This is a genomic window from Paenibacillus sp. S150 (assembly GCF_019352175.1).
GTDB lineage: Bacteria > Bacillota > Bacilli > Paenibacillales > Paenibacillaceae > Paenibacillus_AQ.
In genome coordinates this window covers 312,156-334,613 of the sequence record NZ_JACBYI010000002.1, presented here as the reverse complement: position 1 = coordinate 334,613, position 22,458 = coordinate 312,156, and the positions used below count along the sequence as shown (strand labels likewise).

Genomic DNA, 22,458 nt, shown 5'->3' with positions numbered 1-22,458 from the left:
AGCCTTACGGTTTGGACGAAAGGCCAGACAACCCAGGCCGGTTTCAGACAGGTTCATAACGGATGGCCTTCGGCAACGCTAAATCCCCCCACAAAGCCATCCATGCCGCTGACGCGGCACCACAGAGGATGGAAATGGGGGTGGATTTTGTTGCGTTTAATTTCTTGCGGCCTTTAAGCGCTTATCCTCATCCGTAAAGTTATTTCCAGGGTAGTGGGGCCTTGGCTTCGATGATCACTCAGGTACTTTGCCGGGACCCCAAAACATATAAATTATTTTTTCTAGAAAGCCTGATTGCTCAGGCTTTCTTCACTTTCAACAGACGGGCGGTTCAGCCGTTATGTGTACTGCGGCAGCCAACTGCCATGGGCCGTGATCAGTTCGTCGCACATCGCAACAATATCATCCATCGACAGCTCGGCAGCCGTATGCGGATCAAGCAGGGCCGCGTGATAGATATGCTCCTTTTTGCCGGTTATTGCCGCTTCTATGGTCAGCAGCTGAGTGTTGATGTTCGTGCGGTTCAGTGCAGCGCATTGCGGCGGCAGATCACCCACATAGGTTGGGGTCACACCGCTGGCATCCACGAGACAAGGCACTTCTACACAGGCTTCCCGCGGGAGATTGGTGATCAGTCCGGTGTTCATCACGTTGCCGCCGATCTTGAAGGGCACATTGGTTTCGACCGCTTCCAGAATATACGAGGCGTATTCATGCGAGCGTTCATGGTGCAGCGCTTTGTTATTAACCAGTTCCCCGCGCATCTGCTGCCACTTCTCAATTTGCTCCACACAGCGGCGGGGGTATTCGTCCACCGGAATCTGAAAGCGTTCGATTAGCTCCGGGTAGCCGCGTTTAATGAAATAGGGATGATATTCTGCGTTATGCTCAGATGACTCCGTAATGTAGTATCCGAACTTCAGCATCATTTCGAACCTCACCATATCACTATGCGGCTCTTTTTGCTTCTCCGCGGCCCGGCGTTTAATTTCCGGATACAGGTCCTCCCCGTCCTTCGTAACCTCCAGCAGCCAGGCCATGTGGTTAATGCCCGCTATCTTTGCCTGTACACCGCTCTGCTCCAACCCCAGAGATCCCAATAAACCGGGAATACACTGCTGCACGCTGTGGCACAATCCAACAGTCTGCACCCCGCCATACATGTTCATTACATTCGTCAGCACAGCCATCGGGTTGGTATAGTTCAGGAACAGGGCGTCCGGACATACCTCACGGATGTCTGCGGCAAAATCCAGCATGACCGGGATCGTGCGCAGGTTGCGGAAAATGCCGCCAATGCCCGCTGTATCCGCAATCGTCTGCCGCAGGCCATATTTCTTGGGTATTTCAAAATCTGTAATCGTACAGGGATCATACCCGCCCACCTGGATTGCATTGATCACATATTTGGCGCCGCGAAGCGCTTCCTTGCGGTCGGTATAGGTCTTTACAACACAGGTGCTGCCGCTGCTGGCCCTGATATTCTTCAGCATGCTGCCGGAATCCTCCAGCCGCTGCAGATCAATGTCAAACAACGCAAGCTCAAACCCCTGCAAAGCCTCCGTACCCATGCAATCGCCAAGAACATTCTTGGCAAAAACCGTGCTGCCTGCTCCGATAAATGTAACTTTGGACATAAAAATCCCCCCTCCTCATTAGTCGAACTCTTCTATAACCAATATAGATGAGAGCGCCCTCATTGAATATGGAGAAACACAAGTGCTATATGGATTATTGTTGCATTTATAGTCAATCTGTTGTAGCCTGACACTAATATGTCCCAATGCACCCTGTACAACCTTATATTTCAAAACAAAGGTGGCATGTATATGAATCCCGAGCACTACGATTTTACCGCCGGCTTTAACCTGCTTCCAGAGGAGCAGGATCTTGCCGTGCTGTTCAGCGGTGAAGGCAGACCTTATCCCGGCCACAAAATTGGACCTTCCGTCCATGATTATTACCTGATCCATACCGTTCTTAGCGGAGAAGGCAGCTTTCAGAGCAGCACCGTTACCCAGCGTTGCCGGAGCGGCGATACCTTCGTAATCTTTCCGGGCTCGCTCTTCAGCTACCAGGCGGATGCTCATAATCCCTGGCATTATGCCTGGGTAGCGCTGCAAGGCACAGCGGTAACCTCACTGCTCTCCAATATTGGCATTACCAAGGAACGGCCGCTCCTGCAATCCGGGAATACCCTGGAGCTCCACAGCTTGTACGAACGGATCCGTCTATGCTTCCAGCAATCCGCTTATCCGCGTCTGGAGAGTCTGGAGGCCTCCGGATGGACGAGGCTTCTGCTGCACCATTTTGGCCGGGACAACCTGGCGCTCCTGCCAGCCAGGCCCAAAGAAATGCCGGACATCATCGACCGGCAGATTGACCAGGCGATCCGCTGGATTTCGCTGCAGTTCCATCAGCAGATCAGCATTGATCATATGGCCGCCACACTCGGCTACCACCGTGCCCACCTCTCCAAAGTCTTCAAACAAAAAACTGGCCTGTCCCCCAAGCAGTATCTGCTGAAGATGCGGATGGACAAAGCCAAAGGCCTGCTTGGCGGCCCCCTTACCATTGATCAGGTGGCTTCTTCAGTCGGCTTCAATGATGCGCTGTACTTCTCCAGGCAGTTCCGCAAATTCAGCGGCATGTCACCCAGTGAATACCGTTCGGTTCTGCGGCAGGAATAGACTGTGACTGCCGGTCTATGCCCAGCTCCTGTACCGCTACTAAAATATCAAACGAATCCCTTCGCGCCACACTGTCACAGGCTAAGTCTACCGCGCGTTCCCTAAAGGATTATTAATTTATGGATAGTACCGTAATTGACGTTTGGATTACACAGCAAAGATTGATAATGATATAATAAAGATTGAAACGGAGTTGAGGATTCATGGAGCTGCTTAACCCAAGAAATGATTTTCTGTTCAAACGCATATTTGGTAGTGAAGAGAACCGCGATGTACTGCTTGCCTTTCTAAATCGTACGTTTGCTGAAGCTGGGAAGCCATCGCTAAGTGAGATTATTCTTCTGAACCCATACACCGAGAAAGATTCCCCACGAGATAAACAGTCTATACTGGATATTCGGGCCAGAACGACAGAGGGCGAGATCGTCAATGTAGAAATGCAGCTGTTTAATAAATATGACACTGAAAAGAGGACATTATTTTATTGGAGTAAGCAATACTCAGGTCAGTTGCAGGAAGGCCAGTCTTACAGCAAACTTAAAAGATGCGTAACTATTAACATTCTGAACTATGCTTTTCTGCCGAACGATTTGTATCATAGCGTTTTTCATCTGAGGGAAGACCGCACTGCAATAGAGCTGATAGATGACATTGAAATTCACTTTCTGGAGCTTCCTAAGCTGGATGAACAAGCTGTCTCCCTCGAAAAAGGGGGGCTGGTGAATTGGCTGCTGTTCCTGAAGGGGGCAGATCAATCGAAGTGGGAGGTGCTGACGATGAATGAACCTGTATTAAAGAAGGCTATGGATACTTTGGAGTTTTTAAGTCAGAACGAGGAAGCCCGCCGACAGTATGAAGACCGGCAGAAGTATCTGCATGACGAAGCTTCCATGTACGAAGCGGCAGAGATAGCAGCCATACGGGGACGTGCTCAAGGGAAAGCTGAAGGGAAAGCTGAAGGAAAGGCTGAAGGAAAGGCTGAAGGAAAGGCTGAAGGAAAGGCTGAAGGAAAGGCTGAGGCCAAAAATGAAGTGGCAAGAAAGCTGCTTGCTCTAAATGTTGATCTTTCAGTTATAGCTGAAGCTTCAGGCCTTACTGAAGATGAAATCAAGGCATTGAAGCCGTTGAAGTGAAAAAGCTCCACAAAAAGCGAAGCTTTTGATATTTAAAAGCTTCGCTTTTTGTTCAAAGATAAGAATGTATATGTTTCACGCTATAGATTAGCCTTATCTTTCTCGCTGACACGGATACCGTCCTTATAAGGACAGCGAAGCCGTTTCCACTTGATTAATAGACCTGAGTACATGTAACATGAGCACTTTCTATGCGAAACCCATCATCCCAATCAGTACATAGCAAAAAGGAGCATCGGGGGAAATGCTCCTCTTCGCCTTACATCTTCAGTTAGTTGAGGTGACTGTTGGGTTCAAATTGAATCCCAACCTTATATTTATAATTTACCATCCAAATTACATACATGCAAGTAACTTCAATATATTCCACAAAAATCCGATTTAGAAGCCTTATGATAACTATACATTTTCCGCAGGGGACTCTAATTATTCGTTGATCGGATAGCCGGCCTCCCGCAAAATCGAATGGATAACCGCCGTCTTCCCCTTGCAATAGGCATCAATATCATAAAGGAATTGTCCGGCCAGCTTCAGCTTCACTCCCTCATATTCCTGACACGCCTCCGGGTGGGCACGCAGATAGTCGCGCAATGCAATATGCTCCAAATACCCTTTGCCGTCCTTGGGACATACGTACAAATGATACTTCATGAAGCCGTCTTCCTGCTCCCGCCTGAATGCTTCCCTGCCCTCTATTCCCAGGTTGCCTTGATGTTCATAACCATATTGTCCCAACCTGTCAATGATCTCCGGCAAAACCGCATAGCTCTCCATCACGAGATCTATATCGATGATGGGTTTGGCCGACAAGCCCTCAACAGAGGTGCTGCCGACATGTTCAGCGGCGATAATAAGGTCTCCCATGATTTCAAGCAGCCAATCCCGAAGCCTGCCGAATTCAGCTTTCCACACAGGATCATAGGGAACCAATTCAACAACTTTGGTTTTTTCAGCGATGCTCTTCACCTTCCTTTATTATTTCTCTATCCGCACCCGGTATATTCCCCAGATGGTCAGCGCTGCCGCGGCCAGACTTCCTCCGGTCCAGCAGACTCCACTCCAGCCCCAGTGCTCCCAAGCATAGCTGCCCAGCGTGGAACCCGCAGCACCTCCGGCGAAGGAACTGACCATGAACACTGTGTTGATCCGGCTTCGCGCCGCAGGCTCCAGGGCGTAAATCCGCGCCTGGTTGCTGACCTGTGTTCCCTGTACACCCAAATCCAGGACAATGACTCCAGCGATCAGCGCCCAGATCGACAGCCCGGAGAGTCCGAATAAACCGTAGGAGATCAGCGTCAGCAGAATCAGCAGGCCGATAATCCTCTTCGGAGCGATCCTGTCGGCCAGCCTTCCGATAACCGGAGCACCAGCCGCTCCCGCTACACCAATCAGCCCGAATAATCCGGCAATCGCACTGCTGTATCCGTAAGGAGGCCCTTCCAGAAAGAAGGCCAGGGAGGTCCAGAACACACTGAAGGCGCCGAACATGCAGGCGCCGATCAGCGAGGCCTCACGCAATGTGGAATACTTCCGGACCAGCACTCCCATGGATTTGAGCAGATCCGTATAAGAGGCCGAGGTCTCGGGCTTCGTTTCCGGCAGCAGCCGGTAGAGCATGAAGGATAACAGCAGCATCAGAACGGCAGCAATCCAGTACATGGCTCTCCAGCCCCAAAGGTCACCAATAACCCCTGACACTGTGCGGGCCAGCAGGATGCCGAACAAGAGACCGCTCATCACCGTGCCGATGACCTTGCCTCGTTCCTCCGGCAGCGCCAGCTGGGCCGAGAAAGGCACGATAATTTGCGGCACGACTGTGGTGATGCCGACAGCGAAGCTGGCGATGTACATCCACGGCAGACTTTGCGAGGCGGCAAAGCCAACCAGTGACAAGGCTACGGCTACCAGCAGCACAGATATTAATGTCCTCCGCTCACGGATATCCCCCAGAGGGACAAACAACAGCATCCCGAGCGCATAGCCGATTTGTGTGAACATGGAGACATAACCGACCGCATTCGAGGAAACCCCGAACGAACGGCCAATATCAGCCAGCAACGGCTGGTTGTAGTACAGATTCGCCACGGCAAGCCCTGAGGTTGTGGCCAGAAGAAGAATAAGTCCGCGCGGGATTCCGCTTTTAGAAGAGGCTGCAGCGGATATGGCAGGCAGTGACATAGGTTAAGGTTCCTCCGTTCACTTATGCTGTGGCGGCAGCAAAGCTTTATTTTAGGTAAATATATTATAGCAGCATCTGTCAACCGGGAGATTACAGGCTGAACCATGCCCGCTCTGCATACAAGCGGTTCTTTCAATTCCCGGGATAAAATACAACCCGCCTTCTCATACTAAGCTCCAGAGATGGAGGTGAACGTTATGCCCAAAAACAGCGCCGATCCCAAGAACGACCGGGCCAACAACCGTGCAGACAAGAAAAATAATCAGCAGAATCACGATCATCTCACCGAGGTGCCTCAAATGCTGAAAGGCGACAAAGCTGCCGACTATGTCCCAAGCTTAAATGGTGTTACCAAAAATGAGACCTGATTAATGAACAGGCTGCACTAATATCGCCAACTGAGCGAAAGTGCAGCCCATTCTTTGACAAAATCCTATGCATATTCATAGATTTGAAATTAGCGCATCAACGGTTGGAAAATATTATATAATACTCTAGAGCACGGCTGGCAAAAACGAAGCCAATACCTTATGCAGCCCATTTTGTTCGCAAAATATCATTGGAGCAAAAGCTCACAAAACCTTTAAAGGAGCTTATTACATGAGTTATCAACCCCCGCCGTTTGGAAATCAGGAGTACTACAGCCCGCCACCCCCTACAGCCCGGACAAACGGCAAGTCCATTGCCGCCCTCGTGCTGGGAATTCTGTCAGTCATAACTCCCTATATCGGCCTATTGTTCGGAATTATTGCCATTATCCTTTCCGCGATTTCACTTAAAGAGATCCGCAACCGTTACGAGCAAGGCAGAGGAATGGCAATTGCCGGACTGGTCTGCGGAATTGTCGGAACAATTATCTATGCCGTTATTATTGTGCTCATCGTCGTTGCTGTAATTTTCTTCAACGAATATGACGGAGGCTATAATACCTTCAGCAACTTCAACAACATTTAATCATCCGGCAGAGCAGGGCTTATGAACGCAGCAATAACAAGCAGAAACGGCTACGCCGTCCTTGTAAAGGGCGGCGTGTTTCAGCGAGAAATAGAAGGATAATTTAGTGTGCCGAGCATATAAATTCTATATTTTGGAAAAAGGAAGCTGACACCGGTTTCGAGAATCGGCATCCGCTTCCTTTTTTTATTGTACCGGCCGGATATTATTCCGGCGGGGTTCCTTTGCTCATCAGGAGATTGATGTTCTGCTGCTGCCGGTATTCGGTGGGGGTCAACCGGTACCGCTTGCGGAACATCTGCGTGAAATGCTTCATATCCTGATAACCCACCCGTTCGGCGATCTCAGCCAGCTTCAGCTTGGGATTAAGCAGCAGCAGCTTGGCCTGCTCCAGACGCAGCGAGGTCACATATTCCTTGTAGCCCTGCCCTGTCTTTTGCTTGAACAGCTGGCTGAAATACGCCGGATTCAGGAACACGACAGAAGCCATTTTCTCCAATGAGAGGTCTTCATAGAAATGCTCCTTGATGTAATGCAAGGCTACATCTATCGCTTTCTCCCCGCTCCCCTTCATGGGCTCAAGCTCCAGCGCTTGTGAGGCAGACGCTTCTCTCATCCGCTTGACAATCTGCGGGACCGTGCTGAAATCATAGCTGAGGCCAGAGTGAATCATTTGAAAAGGGATTTTTAAATAGTGTGTAAGATGGTCTTTGACCTCATCCTGAAACTGCTGGATACCGGCATCGTCCCGGAGGGTAATGAGTCCCAGCAGGCTATGGCGGTCATAGCTGACGACAAAACCGCGTCCGTGCAGCTCGATCAGTTCAGACAGCACATTCTCGACAATGAAATGCTCCAGCCGTATGCTTCTGTCCCCGGCAGCAAGCTGCACCATAACCATATAGAAATGCTTATAATCTTCAACGAAAGGCTCAATATCCAGATTGCCGATATTAAGGCCGGACGCCAGACGCTGGAAGACTCCTTCCCGCAGAAACCGCAGACTCGTTTTCAGTCTCTCCCCCTGCTTGGAAATGTCGTTGTCCTTTTCAATTTCAGCGGCCAGGTTATTAATAATTTCCAGCAGCTTGTTTTTGCCTATTGGCTTGAGCAGATAATCCCTTGCCCCGAGACGGACCGCTTCCTGGGCATATGAGAATTCACTGTGCGCCGAGATCACCACCCACTTCACATAGGGATAGCGGCGTTTGGAGATCTTCATAAATTCCAGGCCGCTCATCCCGGGCATCAAAATATCGGTCAGCACAATGTGGATTCGCTGCTCTTCCATAATCTTGACCGCTTCTTCCGCCTTGGCCGCCATAAATACCTGATGATCCGGACTGATCTGCCTGATGGTGCGTTTGATGCCTTCGCGGATTACCCGTTCATCATCGGCTACAAGAATATTCACGTAATGATTTCTCCTTCCACCCTAATCGGCAGCACAATGGCAACCTGTGTCCCTTCTCCCGGGAAGCTCTGAATCCGCAGGCCGTATTCCTCTCCGAACATATGCTGCAGGCGGCGGTGCAGATTTTGCAGCCCGATCCCGCCCTTTCCGCCTTCCTTGGGACTGTTCCCGTTCAGCGACTGAAGCAGACGCTCCAGCTGCCCGGCAGACATCCCGTTTCCATTGTCTTCAACGATCAATTTAAGAAAGGAATCCTCTTCGCGTGTGTACACCTTCAGGATCCCTTGGCGGCTGAGGGATTCAAGTCCATGCTTGACGGCATTCTCAATGACAGGCTGGACTGTCATCTTCGGAACGCGGATATTCAGCCAGCGCTCGTCGATATCGGTGACAATCTGCAGTCTTCCCTCCAAGCGGATGGAAATGATCTTCAGATAATGGCCGATCTGCTCCAGCTCCTCGCGCAGCGTAACCTCCGCGGCATCCTCCCACTGGCTGCTGTAGCGGAACATGGATGACAGGGAGAGCACCAGCTCGCCCAATTGCTCATTCCCCTCCTCATCCAGCATCCAGTAGATCATATCCAGCGTATTGTAGAGGAAATGCGGGTTGACCTGAGACTGCAGCGCATGCAGCTCGGCATTTTTTTCGCTGACGGAAGACAGCTTCACCCGTTCGATAAGTTCCTCGATCCGCCGGACCATCCGGTTAAAAGAGGCCACGAGGATATTGATCTCCTGATAGGAGGATACATTGACCATTCCCCGGAAATTCCCGATCTCCACCTGCCTCATCTCGCGGATCAGCTTCTTCAGCGGAGAGGAAATCGTCTGCGACACAATGGAAGCGATTAATGTAGAAACAATGATCAGGATCGAGATGACAATCAGCAGGTATCGCTTCATCTCGTTCAGTTCCACGTTGAGATCCTTGTCCGGAGTAATGCTCATGACCCACCAGCCTGAAAACGAAAGCCTGGAGGCCACAACCAGACGGTTCGCTTCCTGATTGACAATCTTATTCTCGAAATTTTTCAAGGAAGGCAGATTATCCGCTACTGGAGCAGGATCGGTTGCCGAAGTGACAAACCGCCCGTCCTCCGACATGAGATACACCTGGCTGTGCGCGCCCAGCTTGAGATTTTCCAGAGCGTCCAGAACAGGCTGGGGATTCGTCTCGTAGAGGACAATGCCGATTGGCTTGTGCTCATTGAGGTCATAAATTTGCCGGCCAAAAGCAAATACCGGACTGTCCTCCACCTGATCGATCAGCGAACGCTGATACACACCCAGCCAGACCATTTTTCCGGAAGATGCCTGCAGCTGATTATACCAATCCTCATTTTGGTAATCCGGGTCAACCACGTTCATGTAGTTGCCGTAATTATAAATCTTGCCTTTGTCCGTGATGACATGGATTCCCACCAGATCATCCCGTGAATAAAAAATCGAGCCGATAATGTTGGTGATGGTCTGTTCATTGATATAAGCTACCGCCGGCTCATCCGTTGTTTCATTGATCAAGCGAATCATCTCGAAGTTATTGCTGAGTGATTTGGACAGCGCATCATACCCTTTATACAGCAGACTGAACAGTCCGGCCGTCTGGGCGACATTCTTTTCCGACAAATCACTGATCTTCTCATGCAGTTGAACCGTAGTCCTGTTATAGTACAGCAAGCTGACAATAAGCAGAATACTGGACATGCAAAAAAGAAACAGCAAGAACAACCGATGATGGATGGAATGAAAGCCGCTCTTCATAGGACTCTCTCCTTTCAACACCTTGTCCTGCCGTTCCTTATTATAATTCCATCGTAATTTCATTTGCAACGTTGATTAGCCTTTGACCGCTCCTGCCACCATGCCCTTGGTAATCTTGTTGGACAGGAAGAAGTAGATCAGGATCACCGGCAGCGCGCCCATAACCAGGAATGCCCCGATGTTGCCATAATTGACCGAATATTGGCTGACGAAGGTGTATACTCCGAATGGCAGGGTTTTTAATCTCTCGGATGAAATAAAGGTTGCCGCCAAAATGTACTCGTTCCAAATGTTGATAAAGGTCAGAATGCATACAGTCATGACGGGCGGAACCGAAACCGGAAGAATAATACTGCGGAAAATCCGGTATACACTCGCTCCGTCGATGAATGCCGATTCCTCGATTTCATGGGGAATATCCCTCATGAACCCGGAAAGAATAAACACGGCAATCGGCGTAGAGAACGCAATGTAAGGCAGGATCAGCGACAGGTGCGTGTTAAGAATATGGATGTTTTTGAAAATAATCATCAGCGGCAGCAGCGTCGCCTGCATCGGAATCATCATCCCCATCAGGAAGATGGTCATTACGACGTTGGCATACTTCCAGCGGAACCGCGAGATGGCGTAGGCAACCATTGCCGCCAGCACGATAACGCAAATCATCGTAATGGCTGTAACGAACACACTGTTGGACAAATACTTCAAATAGCTCCCTGACGTATAGGCCTCGCTGTAGTTATGCCATTGAAAGGACTTAGGGAAGGAAAAGAAGCTGCCGTCCATAATCTCTTCATTGGTCTTCAGGGAATACAGCACCAGCCAGAGCAGCGGATACAGTTGGGTCACCACAGGAATTGCAAAAAGAAGATACACGATTCCTTTTTTGAATTTTCGCATGATCGCGCACTCCTTTCCTAATTGAATTTTCTCTCGAGTTTATTAAAGATGGTATTGATGAATCCGGTGAAGACCAGGCAGACCACAACCAGGAAAGTGGCAATCGCACTGCCATAGCCATATTTGAAGGACATAAACGAGCTGTTGTACATATGTGTGGAAATTACATCGGTAGCATGTGCCGGACCGCCTCCAGTCATAACCATGACCAGATCGAAGGCCTGCAGGGAGCCGATAAATGCCAGTACAATCGATATTTTGAAGATCGGAACGATCAGCGGAAGTGTAATGTAGCGATCCGCCTTGAAACCATCCGCCCCGTCGATTTTTGCCGCTTCATAAAGCTCATCCGGAATGTTCTGTACGCCTGTATACTGAATCAGCAGATGATAACCGAAGAACTGCCATAGGGATACAAGATAAAGGGCAAACATGGCAATCTTAGGCTCGGTCAGCCAGTTGTGTGTCCAGCTGTCCAGTCCCAGTGAAATCAGAACACCGTTGAGCATGCCGCCCATGGAAGCCGGGTTATAGATTGTCTTCCACAGTTGTCCAATAATTACGACTGACAGAATAACCGGTGTGAAGTAGATCGACACCAGTGTGTTTCCCCTTCTTACATAACGGTTAAGCAGAATGGCCATGCCCAGGCAAAGAGGAATTTCCAGCATGGAAGCTACAGCGTAGAGCAGAGTTCTTCTAACAGACGGCCAAAACACCGGATCATTGAAGAACATATCCTTAAAATTGCCGAATCCGATAAATTGCGCAGAAGAGAGGCCGTCCCACTTCAGCAAGCCAGTATACAATGAAACCAGTATGGGGATGAACACAAGGCACACATACAAGAGCAGACATGGCAATACGAAGACGGCTATTGTGCGTGCTGGCACCTTAAGTACTTTCATCTTTCCCGCCTCCTAAACAAGCAGATTCTTTGTCTATTTACACTCCGGGGCTTCTTTATAAATTCGATGCGAAGAAGCCTTGGTCAGCCGCTTCGCATCGATTAGAGAAACTGTGCTTCAATTAATTACTTATTTATTGGCTTCAAATGCAGTTTGATGTTCCTTGGCTACTGCGGCGGAATCCATTTTTTGCACGAACAGGTTTTGGATGCTGCTCAGGTGAACCTGCGCCGTTGCCGGATTCATCGTGTTATCGAATGCCAGGTCGCCGCCTTTGACTTGGTTGAACAGACCGGCAACCGTGATGGCCAGATCAGAGTAGCCGGCTGCTTTCAGGTCGCCGTCTACTTTTTGTCCCAGACCTACTGCGTTCTTCAGCTCAAATTGCTTTTGCGGATAATTCGAGGCGAAGAAGTTGAGGAAATCTTTGGTTTCCTGCAGGTGCTCGCTGTTCGCGGATACCGCAAACGCGCTGCCCGGTGCAAGCATGAATTCATTTGGATCGCCTTTGCCGTTCACGGTAGGGAATTGGAAGGCTCCAACTTTGCCGGCTACGGAAGAAGCGTCAATGGCTCCTGTTTCCCATGTACCGATTACCCACATCGCTGCTTTGCCGGATTTGAAGATGTTCCCGCCGGCATTGGCATCGATGGAAGTGGCGCCGTCAGGGAATGCGCCGGCGGCAACCAGCTGCTGGAAGGCATCTACCGCTTCAGTAAAGGCAGGATCCTCAAAGGTTTTCTTGCCGTCCACAACATCTTGCAGGAAGCCGGGGCCGCCATTGGTGCGGAGCAGAATGTTCATGAACAGGAAGGAGCCTGTCCAGGAGTCCTTTTCACCGATTGCCAGCGGGGTAATGCCCTTATCTTTGAGGAGCTTTACATCCTGAAGCAATTCATCAAAGGTTGTCGGTATGTTCTCAATTCCAGCCTGAGCGAACAAATCTTTGTTGTAGTACACAACCTCAATGTTGTTGCCGTCCGGTAAAGCGTATACATTGCCGTCAAAGCTGTAGTAATCCAGCAGACCTGCCTGGTAAGTATCCTTCAACCCGTTTTGATCCAGCATGTCGTTGAGCGGAGCGAACAATCCGGCATCCACAAACGGTTTCATTTGTGCGGCCGGATTAACAATCGTGATGTCCGGGACTTCTTTGGAGGCTGCTTGTGTTTTCAGTTTTACTTTTTGCTGGTCGGTGTTCAAAGTATCCAGTTCAATCGTTACGTTAGGATGCTCCTTCTCGTACTGGTCTTTCAGCTCGTGCACCATTTTGTACGAAGGCGTGGAGGGGTCCGGATAGATGTTCTGGAAGGTGATCGTGACCTTCTTGTCACTATTGGTGGTGCCCGCTGCTGCCCCGCTGTTGGTGCTGCCCGGTGCTGCGTTGGATGCCGCGTTGTTCTTGCTGTTGCCGTTCGAATTGCCGCATGCCGCTACGCTTAATGCCATTGCTGCGGTTAGTGCGACGGTGAATGTCGTTTTCATTTTTCTGTTGACCATTAACGATGCCCCCTGTGTTCGTGATAGGTTAATTATCTTCTGCTTAAGCGCTTCCAACAAGGTGGGAACTACAGAAATAAGGTTTGTTTTTTCTAGATATATTACATAATTTCCTGAACAGCAAAAAAAGACCCCGGCATTGGGCAGCGGGAGTCTCAGGGTTTAGTTTTCTTAGTATTCTGTCCTGTTCCACTGCTTCAGCACCTCTACCAGCCCCGGAACATCCAGCCCGTCGAGGGAAAAAGCTTTGCGCAGCAGCTCGTGGGGAATGAATTCGTCGTATTTGCCGAGGTACGGCGCTTCATCGGGACCCAGGAGAGCGATCGGGTTGGAAGCCGCGCCCGCCTCGGCGATGATCTCCTGCTCCAGCGTCTGCGCATCCGCCTTCCCGGCGACCACCATATAATAAGGCTCCATCGGCACGACTGAGCGGAGTCCCAGCGGTCCCTTCAGGTTATTCTTCAGCAGCCGCTCCAGCGTCCGGAATTGCCTGCTGCCCGCCCACGGCAGGATGAACATGGAATCTCCGCCTGCCGGAAGCACGGAATGCGTAAGCAGTCCGCTCTCCCTGGCCAGACGGCGGGCCCGCTCCAATCTTGCCGCCGCGCTCGGCGCCAGGTAAGGGTACAGTGACGTAGCCCCCAGCACTTCACGGATCTTTGCCATAATACGGGTGTGCACATCTCCGCCCGCGCCAAGCCACAAGGTGTCTACCTTGCCTCGCGAGCCTTTGACATATACCGCCTTGTGGCGGTTGTCGACCTCTTCCACCTTCCACAGCCTGCCGGCCAGGGTGAAGCAATACCCCGGAGGCGGCACTGTGGTAATCGAACCGATTTCCTCTGTGCCGTTATATACCACATGCTCCTCATCGTCTTTGAATACCGCATAGAAGCGGAAGTTATTGACGATCTTCTCCCCCGCCAGACCGATGAGCAGGCTGCCTTCCTCCAGGGTCTCGATATGGCCCATGCCGATCATGTATTCCATAAAAGCATCATAATCCGCCGGCTCGATCTGCTGGAAGGACGGCAGGCCCAGCACTGCCGCCTTCAGCTCCTCCGGCTCCGCTTCCCCCATGCTCTTCAGAATGCTCATGGTCTGATGGTACAGCAGCCCCGCCGGAAGCCGGCGCACGACCAGCGGCTCGACCCATTTCTCGCGCACATACAGCTCGATGACCGCGATGGCCCGCAGCAGCGTCCACGGCATCCGCGCGGGGAGCTGGGCTTCCTCGTCCTCCTCCTCCGGCGTGACGAAGATCATCTCCGAGGCGGCATCGCCGCGCCGCCCGGAGCGCCCCAGCCGCTGCACGAAGCTCGCGCAGCTGTACGGCGCACCGAGCTGCAGCACGCGCTCCAGCTCGCCAAGGTCAATGCCCAGCTCCAGCGTCAGCGTGGCCGCTGCCACCGCCGGGCCGGGACCCTGACGGAGCGCAGCCTCCGTCTCTTCACGAAGCATCGCGGAAATGCTTCCGTGATGCACATGGAACACATCGCGCTCGCCGCGCTTGGCAGCGGTTCTCCGCATCTCCAGGATCGCCTCCTCGGCATCCGTACGGCTGTTGGTGAAGATGAGCGCTTTCTTCAGATGCGTATGGTCATAAATGAAGCCATAATACGCCTGGCGCGCCCGCTCCAGCTGCTCGGCCTGCACTTCGTCCCGCGCATCCGGAAAAGAAAAATGCTCCACGCTGAGGCGCAGCTTGCGCCCTCCCTGGGGCGCGGAGACCTCCACGCTCTCGCGGGTGCCCGCGGCCAGCCACTCCGTAACGGAGGCATAATCGCTCAGTGTGGCGGACAGCCCGATCCGGCGCGGGCGGCAGCCGGCCATGCGCGAGATCCGCGCCAGCTGGCTCAGCACCTGAATGCCGCGGTCCGCCCCCATGAAGGCATGCACCTCATCAACTATAATGAAGCGAAGATCGTGGAACAGCGCCGGAATGGCGTTCGGGCGGTTCATCAGCAGACCCTCCAGCGATTCCGGGGTAATCTGCAGCACACCGGAAGGGTTCTGCATCAGCTTCGTTTTGTCTGCCTGCGGCACATCGCCATGCCAATGCCAGACCGGAATATTCCCTTCGCGCAGCAAGTCATTCAGCCGGGTGAACTGGTCATTGATCAGCGCCTTAAGCGGTGCAATATAGAGAATGCCCACGGAGGCGGATGGATCTTCATATAACTGGGTAAGCGCCGGAAAGAAAGCCGCTTCTGTCTTGCCCGAAGCCGTCCCGGAAGCAATCAGCAGATGATTCGGCGTATGAAGCAGCACACGGCAGGCATCCACCTGGGCTTCACGCAGCGTCTCCCAGCGGTTCTTATAGATGAACTCTTTAATAAATGGAGCCAGCCTGTAAAACGGGTTGTCGCTCATAGGTCAAACTCCGCCAGAAATCCATCCAGCTCGTTCGTCTCGGACCCGGCAGGCCTGCCGGGCCGCTCGCCTACGAGCTTCTCGAACGATATTTCCGGATGCTGGTGCAGGGTATGCAGCAGATCCATGAAATCGCGCACAACCTCACGCGGGGTGAGCAGCTCATCCGCACCCAACCGCCCTGCGGCCTCTTCCATGAAATGTACAAGCTGCTCCTGGGTCAGTCTTGCTTCATAGCCATAATGAAGGGCATGAATATCCCGCAGCTTCTGCAGCAGCACCAGGATTTCCTCATGGGACAGCATATCCAGCGCAATAATCGGCCCGGTATAATTGTTCAGCCCCGCCCCGGCATAACGTCCGGCTACCAGCCGCGACCGCAGCGCTTCATAGCTGAACAGCCCGCGGCGGCTGTCTTCGACGAATTGCGGTGTCCCCCCAATGAAGATGCCGAGGCGCTCCGCCTTGCCCTGCATAGTATCGTTGAACATGGTCAGCAGCTTCTCGTAGTTGCTCTGGCGCGAGATGCTGCTTACGATCTTATACAGATTCACACCTTCATCAATGAACAGCAGCAGCCCCTTATAGCCAATGCTGCCTGCGAACTCAGCCCACAGCTTCATATAGTCATACCAGTTGTCATCGTCGATGATAACACCTACGCCAAGCGCCTTCCGCGCCTCGGTACGGGTAGCGAACTCGCCGCGCAGCCAGCGCAGGGAGTCCTGCTTCAGCCCATCATCGGCAAGCTTATGGCCGTTCCAATAAGCCGCCAGTACTTTGGCAAAATCAAATCCGTGTACAAGCCCGCGCATTTCTGAAGCCACCGTATAAATCCTCTGTTCGACCTCTTCACCAAGCTGCGGAGCGTCCGGGCCATAGCCCTTCTCCTGCATTACCGCCTGCTGTAGGGTAACAATCCACTTCTGGAGTATGATCTCCAGCGCTCCGCCATCGGGACGTGTGCGCGTGGAGAGGCGGCTCATCAGCTCACGGTAGGTGGCGAGGCCCTGCCCCCTGGTTCCAACCAGCCTGCGCTCCGGAGACAGGTCGGCATCCGCCACGATAAAGTCCCGGTCCATGGCGTAGTTGCGGATAATCTGCAGCAGGAAGCTTTTGCCGCTGCCGAATTTGCCGGTAATCAGCTTGAAGGCGGCACCGCCTTCTGCAATATTTTCCATATCCCGGAGAATGGCTTCAACCTCGGGTCTGCGGCCAACGGCAATATGCTCCAGACCGATACGCGGCACCACACCCGCAGTCAGTGAGTTCACAAGCGCAGTGGTCATCCGTTTCGGTATTCTAAGTTCACTCATCGATCATTCACCCCACCCAAGTATTGCAGCATCGGCACAAATTCCTCGTTCAGCTGTTCTTCGTCGATCAGCAAATCCCCCAGCAGATCCATGGCAGTCTCGTTGATTCCGTCGAACAGCAGCTCTGCCATCGTTCCACCGGCTGCAGCCAGCTCCTGAACCGCTGCACTTCCTTTGCCTTCGGCAAGAGCTTGGACTACAGCCCGCTCAAGCGGAGTCAGCGCGGCGGCGAATTGCTGCCAGTGCGCCGGAGCGCTGTCAACGGCATGTGCGGCCCCAGCCGCTTTTGAGCCCCCGGCTGCCGGCTCCGAATCCGCCTCAGCCACGGCTGGATCAGCCGCTTGATCTCCATGCCCCGCCTTTGCCGGAATCCGGGTGCGCCCGGCTGAGTCCTCTTCCGCCATCCGCCGTTCCTCAAGCTCCTCAGTCTCTTCAACCGTGAGCAGCGTGCGCACGACTTCGGAATCGCTCTGGAGCTGCTGCAGCTTCCTGTCATCGATGACAACCGCCGGCCCCTTTTCCTTCTGCTCTGCCTTGCGGAATTCGCGCTGCAGGAAACGGGTGACCAGCTCATCCATATCGGCATCAACCTTAACATCCTTCAGTCTGCCCCGGTAGCCCACCAGCGCACGGAGCTTATTTTCCGTCAGCCGGAACAGCCGGGTGATCAGACTGCGCAGCGGGGGCGATTTGCTGATCCGCACTACAGGCACGAGTACGGAATAACCGTACAAAGAGATATCATACACGGCACTGCGGAACAGGTACCGCTCCCGGACCACCGCCGGACCCGGCTGGAACATTCCAATCAGATTCAAGCCATGCTTGCGGGCCACGTAAGCGTCAATCAGCGCAACCACCTGCGGGATATAACGTTCCGCTGCCGCTTGGCCTTCACCTGTATAGAATTTGGATTTGCTTATATCATAATCCGACATCACGGTCAGGACTTCAAAGGACAGCTGCTCCGGCGCAGCAGACAGGCAGCGCATCAGCTCAAGCTCAGCCAGATCACCGGCAAGACCGCGTGAGCGGGCGGCAATGTCCGATAGCGGAATCTCCAAATGATGCACGAACGAGAAATCCGCAATCCACCCTCCAAGATACTGATCCAGCCTTTTGTACTGATCCCGGTAAGCTTCCCACAACAAATTCAGCTGCCGGTATCCCTCCCGGGGCTCGTCCCAGCCCACACCGTTAATCAGCTCGTAGACATGCAAAAAGATATAAGACAGATCCGTCTTCGGATACCTGCCCTGTCTGACTTCATCCCGCCAGAAGAAATACCATCTGCCCTGCGCCCCCGTCATATGCCCATAGGTCGGCCAATAGCTCTTGAACGGAACGAACAGCGCCGCCGGTTCCTTGTGATCCGCAAGCTCTCGTGCCCGCGCCACAAACTGGCTCTCCGTTGTCGTTGCCGGCTCCTGTGTCTCCTCCATGTCCCATAGCTGAAGCTGTACGGCAGCTTCCTTCGGAGCCTTCTTCTTTGGTTTGGCCGTTGGAAGCTTGGGAACCCCGGCCTCTGCCGGATCGCGCGGAGGAATCGGAAGATTCTGCTCTGTGCTCTCCCACACCAGCTCCGTGAAATGCAGCTGCTTCCCGTCTCTGCTCAAGTATCTCACCCCGATTCCGTTCTTACGAAAAAACGGTCCTGTTCACAGAAGTGAAGGAACCGTTTGTGTTCTCCTGGTAATATAAAAAGCTGTCTGCATCTTACTACTAATATTAGCATTCCTGACGGACGAACATCAAGCATGTCATTGAAGATTGGTCCCCTAGCCCACCTCAAGCCCTTTCGTTTCCTTGCCCAGGAAGAGCACGGCCAGAGCGCCGATAATAATCGTCACAAAAAACAGCATGAAGATTGATCCGATCCCGATCTCATTGCCGACCATAACGCCTACCAGCGTAGGTGCGATAATCCCGCCAATCCGGCCAAAGGAAGTCGCAAGGCCTGCCCCCGTTGAGCGAATGGCGGTGGGATAAAGCTCCGGTGTATAGGCATACATGCCGCCCCAAGCGCCAAGATTAAAAAACGACAGGCAGATTCCGGCAGCCATCAGCATGCCCTCGGTGGTTGAATTCCCGAACCAGGCGGCACTGACCGCAGTGAGCAGCAGATAAATGACAAGCACAAATTTGCGGCCGAATTTCTCGATGAAATAAGCGGCCGTGAAGTAGCCCGGGAGCTGTGCCAGCGTCATAATCAGCACATACTCAAAGCTTTTGACGAGACTGAAGCCCTTGATGACCATGACCGTAGGCAGCCACAGAAACATGCCGTAATAGGAAAAGACCACCGTAAACCATAAGATCCAGAGCATAACCGTCGAACGGCGGTATTCCGCGGACCAGACCGTGGCAATACGGCTGCGCAAGGGTACGGGTGCGTTCTTCTTGATCTCCGCAAAGCGGGGAGAATCATCTATGGCCCGCCGCAAGTACAGCGCATAGAGTGCAGGAACCGCGCCGATGGCAAAGGCTACTCTCCAGCCGTAATCCGGAATGACAAAATAAGCGATCAGCGCCGAGAGGATCCAGCCCACCGCCCAGAAGCTTTCCAGCAGCACAACCGCCCGGCCCCTTTCCTTGACAGGCATACTCTCCGAGACCAGAGTCGAGGCTACAGGCAGCTCTCCGCCAAGACCAAAGCCGGCTATAAAGCGCAATACACAGAGCATGGCGTACCCGGCGGCAAAAGCCGATAACCCGCTGGCCAGCGAGAAGATCAGCAATGTCCACAGCAGCACCGATTTGCGGCCAAAACGGTCGGCAAGAATGCCTGCCGCGGCTGCACCCACCGCCATGCCTATCGAGTTAATGCTGGTCAAATATCCGATTTTTTCCGGTCCGAGGCTCCATTCCTTGGCGAGCGCCGCAACCACAAAAGAAATCATTCCCACATCCATCGCGTCAAACATCCAGCTCAGGCCTGCACTGAACAGCAGCTTTCTTTGCTTAGGATTCTGCAGCAGCGACATATTATTCATCCTTTTGCACCTCTTCCCTGACTCCGGCTAATCAACATGGTTTTAATTCCTTGTTCACATACACATTCTATGTTTGCCGTGTTCAAAAATCAAGGAATAACGCTGCATTGCAGTATTGCCGGGCCAATGCCTGAAAATAGCAGGTCTGCACAGAGATGGCGGCAATCATCAGCATATTCCGCACGGCATGCCGCTGGGATTTGGTCAAATGATTCAACCGCAGCATCATATTTCCCAGTGAAACCTTAAGCACCTTGTCCGCCTTCGTGGAATAAGCCTGCTGCGCACTCCGGTCGGCAATGCCCAGGACTGGCGTCACTGGACTGTTTTTAATCTCTTCGAACAGCTCCGCATAGGCGAGATACAGCTGCGCCGGTTCCACCAAATCGTCATCGTCGCGCTCCGGCGCCAGGAAGAGCATCCGGAACAGATGCCGGATACTCTCAAAGTCCAGCGAGGCCTTCAGATCATCGATCATAAATAAAAGCGCGGCCTGGTTGAACGAATATTTTTTGCCCTCCCTGGGCGAGCCCAGATATTCCTTGAAGTCGCGTTTTACCCAGTTCTGCATAGAAGTGGAAGATAATGTAGAATACTCAATCAGGTGGCCCAGTGTGGCGATTTCTCCGAGTGACAGCCCTTTTACGCTGCCGCCTTTGATAAGCTTTTGCAGGATGGGAGGAATCTCCGTGGATAGAAAAGCCGGGAGCGAAGCGCCCCTCTCCGCCTCTTCAGGATGAAATTTGGACCACGCGTCCTGCAGGATATGCAGCGGCTTCCGTTCCACAGCTCCTTTCAGGGACAGCAGCAGCTGGGACATCTCAATCCGGCTGAGTGTAAAAGCTTCCATATATGGCACCCCTTCGCCATTTGATTTTCTCCGGAAAAGTTCGTACAATGAGTTCACATGAACTCATAATATGAGTATAACCTATTTTAACGACGAGAGGGATGGTAAAGATTATATGGGTATAGGACTTAGTTTGACGCTTGTGGCAATTTTGATCGTTTTAACGGCATTTTTTGTAGCGACGGAATTTGCAGTGGTACGGCTGAGAGGCAGCCAGGTAAGCCAAATGGTGCTTGACGGCAAGAAGAATGCCCTGGCGGTGCAGCGGGTTGCTGCCAACCTTGACGGCTATCTGTCCGCCTGCCAGCTCGGGATCACAATTACAGCACTGGGGATCGGGGCGTTGGCAGAGCCTGCGTTTGAGCAGCTTCTGATGCCGTTATTCGATCTGGCGGATATCAGCCACAGTGTCAGTGAGCCCATTGCATTTGCTCTGGCATTCATTATTGCCACATTCCTGCATGTCGTAGTCGGCGAGCTTGCTCCAAAGACAGCCGCTATCAATATTCCGGAAAAAATCGGTCAAATTACCTCACCGCTGATTATTTGGTTCTACAAAATTTTATACCCTCTGATATGGCTGATGAACGGTTCCGCCAACCTGCTGGTCAGCTTGTTCGGGATGAAGCCCGCGAGCGAGCATGGCGATGCGCATAGCGAAGACGAGATTCGTCTGATCCTCTCCGAGAGCTATGAGAGCGGCAAAATCAACAAAGCTGAATATGGATATGTGAACCGTATCTTTACCTTCGATGAAATGCTGGCCAAAGAGATTATGGTGCCGCGGACGGACATGGTTTGCCTCTTCACCAACCATACTTTGAAAGAGAATTTTGAAATCATCCGCAAGGAGCAGTACACCCGCTTCCCTGTGGCTGACGGCAGTAAAGACAATATCATCGGGATGATCAACACCAAACAGCTCTACCTGCAGTACGACAACAATCCGGATTTTGATTTCAAAAGCCTGATTCTGCCGATCCTGACTGTTTCTGAGGTCACTCCGGTCAAAACACTGCTGACCCGTATGCAGAAAGAGCGTGTGCATATCGCCCTGCTGCTGGATGAATATGGCGGAACCTCCGGCCTGATTACCATCGAGGACATCCTTGAAGAGATTGTCGGGGAAATCCGGGATGAATTCGATGGGGACGAACGCCGCAATATCGAAAAACTGAGCGATTTCCATTATTTATTTGACGGCAATGTCTCTGTCCTGGAGATTAAGGAGCTGACGGGTCTCGATCTGCACGACGATGAGGTGACCACGATCGGAGGATGGCTGTACAGCCATCTGGAAGAGCCTGCGGTGGGCAAAAGTATCACTCAAGAGCATGTGACGCTGACTGTCCTGGAAATGAACCGTCACCGCATCCGCAAGGTGGAGATTGAAATAGCCCAGCCGGGAACTGAAGATCCGGCCCCGGAGCCGCAATAATTATACGTCCATGAATATTGCCAAACGGCGCTCCCATTGCGGAGCGC

General features: G+C 52.4%; 18 protein-coding genes. 5 read left to right on the top strand and 13 right to left on the bottom strand.

The window, feature by feature from the left end:
• Positions 1-338: 338 nt before the first annotated feature.
• A complete protein-coding gene (gene melA, locus HYD27_RS04080; protein WP_219211759.1) occupies positions 339-1,637 on the bottom strand; it encodes an alpha-glucosidase/alpha-galactosidase in 1,299 nt (432 codons plus the stop codon).
• 192 nt (positions 1,638-1,829) lie between these two features.
• Between melA and HYD27_RS04075 the strand changes: the two genes are divergently transcribed.
• Both HYD27_RS04075 and HYD27_RS04070 read left to right on the top strand, forming a co-directional pair.
• Positions 1,830-2,690 carry an AraC family transcriptional regulator gene (locus tag HYD27_RS04075; protein ID WP_219211757.1) on the top strand — a complete coding sequence of 287 codons (861 nt, stop codon included), beginning with the start codon at positions 1,830-1,832 and terminating at the stop codon, positions 2,688-2,690.
• 203 nt (positions 2,691-2,893) lie between these two features.
• Entirely contained in the window at positions 2,894-3,823 is a 930-nt protein-coding gene (locus HYD27_RS04070) for an Rpn family recombination-promoting nuclease/putative transposase (protein ID WP_219211755.1), read from the top strand.
• A gap of 426 nt (positions 3,824-4,249) precedes the next feature.
• Here the strand turns inward: HYD27_RS04070 and HYD27_RS04065 are convergent, their stop codons facing one another.
• Positions 4,250-4,789, bottom strand: a complete 540-nt coding sequence (locus HYD27_RS04065) for a GrpB family protein (protein ID WP_309242010.1) — start codon at positions 4,787-4,789, stop codon at positions 4,250-4,252.
• A 9-nt stretch (positions 4,790-4,798) separates the two neighbouring features.
• Entirely contained in the window at positions 4,799-6,001 is a 1,203-nt protein-coding gene (locus tag HYD27_RS04060) for an MFS transporter (RefSeq protein ID WP_219211753.1), read from the bottom strand.
• Positions 6,002-6,199: 198 nt separating this feature from the next.
• Here HYD27_RS04060 and HYD27_RS04055 point away from each other — a divergent pair, with 198 nt between their 5' ends.
• Both HYD27_RS04055 and HYD27_RS04050 read left to right on the top strand, forming a co-directional pair.
• Positions 6,200-6,370 (top strand): hypothetical protein, encoded by a 171-nt coding sequence (locus HYD27_RS04055; protein WP_219211751.1) that lies wholly within the window; start codon positions 6,200-6,202, stop codon positions 6,368-6,370.
• A 232-nt stretch (positions 6,371-6,602) separates the two neighbouring features.
• Positions 6,603-6,956, top strand: a complete 354-nt coding sequence (locus HYD27_RS04050) for a DUF4190 domain-containing protein (RefSeq protein WP_219211749.1) — start codon at positions 6,603-6,605, stop codon at positions 6,954-6,956.
• A gap of 205 nt (positions 6,957-7,161) precedes the next feature.
• Here HYD27_RS04050 and HYD27_RS04045 read toward each other — a convergent pair whose 3' ends face one another.
• The 10 genes from HYD27_RS04045 to HYD27_RS04000 form a co-directional block, all read right to left on the bottom strand.
• The gene (locus HYD27_RS04045; protein WP_219211747.1) at positions 7,162-8,370 is read right to left on the bottom strand and encodes a response regulator; all 1,209 of its coding nucleotides are present in this window, start codon (positions 8,368-8,370) and stop codon (positions 7,162-7,164) included.
• The gene (locus HYD27_RS04040; RefSeq protein ID WP_219211745.1) at positions 8,367-10,133 is read right to left on the bottom strand and encodes a cache domain-containing sensor histidine kinase; all 1,767 of its coding nucleotides are present in this window, start codon (positions 10,131-10,133) and stop codon (positions 8,367-8,369) included. Before HYD27_RS04040 ends, HYD27_RS04045 begins: the two co-directional genes overlap by 4 nt.
• A 75-nt stretch (positions 10,134-10,208) precedes the next feature.
• Positions 10,209-11,033, bottom strand: a complete 825-nt coding sequence (locus HYD27_RS04035; protein WP_219211744.1) for a carbohydrate ABC transporter permease — start codon at positions 11,031-11,033, stop codon at positions 10,209-10,211.
• Positions 11,034-11,050: 17 nt separating this feature from the next.
• Entirely contained in the window at positions 11,051-11,941 is an 891-nt protein-coding gene (locus HYD27_RS04030; RefSeq protein ID WP_219211742.1) for a carbohydrate ABC transporter permease, read from the bottom strand.
• A gap of 129 nt (positions 11,942-12,070) precedes the next feature.
• Entirely contained in the window at positions 12,071-13,441 is a 1,371-nt protein-coding gene (locus HYD27_RS04025; RefSeq protein WP_219211740.1) for an extracellular solute-binding protein, read from the bottom strand.
• A 171-nt stretch (positions 13,442-13,612) separates the two neighbouring features.
• On the bottom strand, positions 13,613-15,814 hold the full coding sequence (locus HYD27_RS04020; protein ID WP_219211738.1) for a DEAD/DEAH box helicase: 2,202 nt from the start codon (positions 15,812-15,814) through the stop codon (positions 13,613-13,615).
• Positions 15,811-17,130, bottom strand: a complete 1,320-nt coding sequence (locus HYD27_RS04015; protein WP_219211736.1) for an ATP-binding protein — start codon at positions 17,128-17,130, stop codon at positions 15,811-15,813. The genes HYD27_RS04020 and HYD27_RS04015 overlap by 4 nt, the downstream gene beginning before the upstream one ends.
• The gene (locus tag HYD27_RS04010; RefSeq protein WP_219211734.1) at positions 17,127-18,746 is read right to left on the bottom strand and encodes a TerB N-terminal domain-containing protein; all 1,620 of its coding nucleotides are present in this window, start codon (positions 18,744-18,746) and stop codon (positions 17,127-17,129) included. The genes HYD27_RS04015 and HYD27_RS04010 overlap by 4 nt, the downstream gene beginning before the upstream one ends.
• Positions 18,747-18,908: 162 nt before the next feature.
• Positions 18,909-20,123 (bottom strand): MFS transporter, encoded by a 1,215-nt coding sequence (locus tag HYD27_RS04005; RefSeq protein WP_219211733.1) that lies wholly within the window; start codon positions 20,121-20,123, stop codon positions 18,909-18,911.
• An 82-nt stretch (positions 20,124-20,205) separates the two neighbouring features.
• The gene (locus HYD27_RS04000; RefSeq protein ID WP_219211731.1) at positions 20,206-20,973 is read right to left on the bottom strand and encodes a DUF1836 domain-containing protein; all 768 of its coding nucleotides are present in this window, start codon (positions 20,971-20,973) and stop codon (positions 20,206-20,208) included.
• Between the two features lie 115 nt (positions 20,974-21,088).
• Between HYD27_RS04000 and HYD27_RS03995 the strand changes: the two genes are divergently transcribed.
• Positions 21,089-22,411: a hemolysin family protein gene (locus HYD27_RS03995; RefSeq protein WP_219211729.1), complete on the top strand. Its 1,323-nt coding sequence runs from the start codon at positions 21,089-21,091 to the stop codon at positions 22,409-22,411.
• The last annotated feature ends 47 nt before the right edge of the window (positions 22,412-22,458 follow it).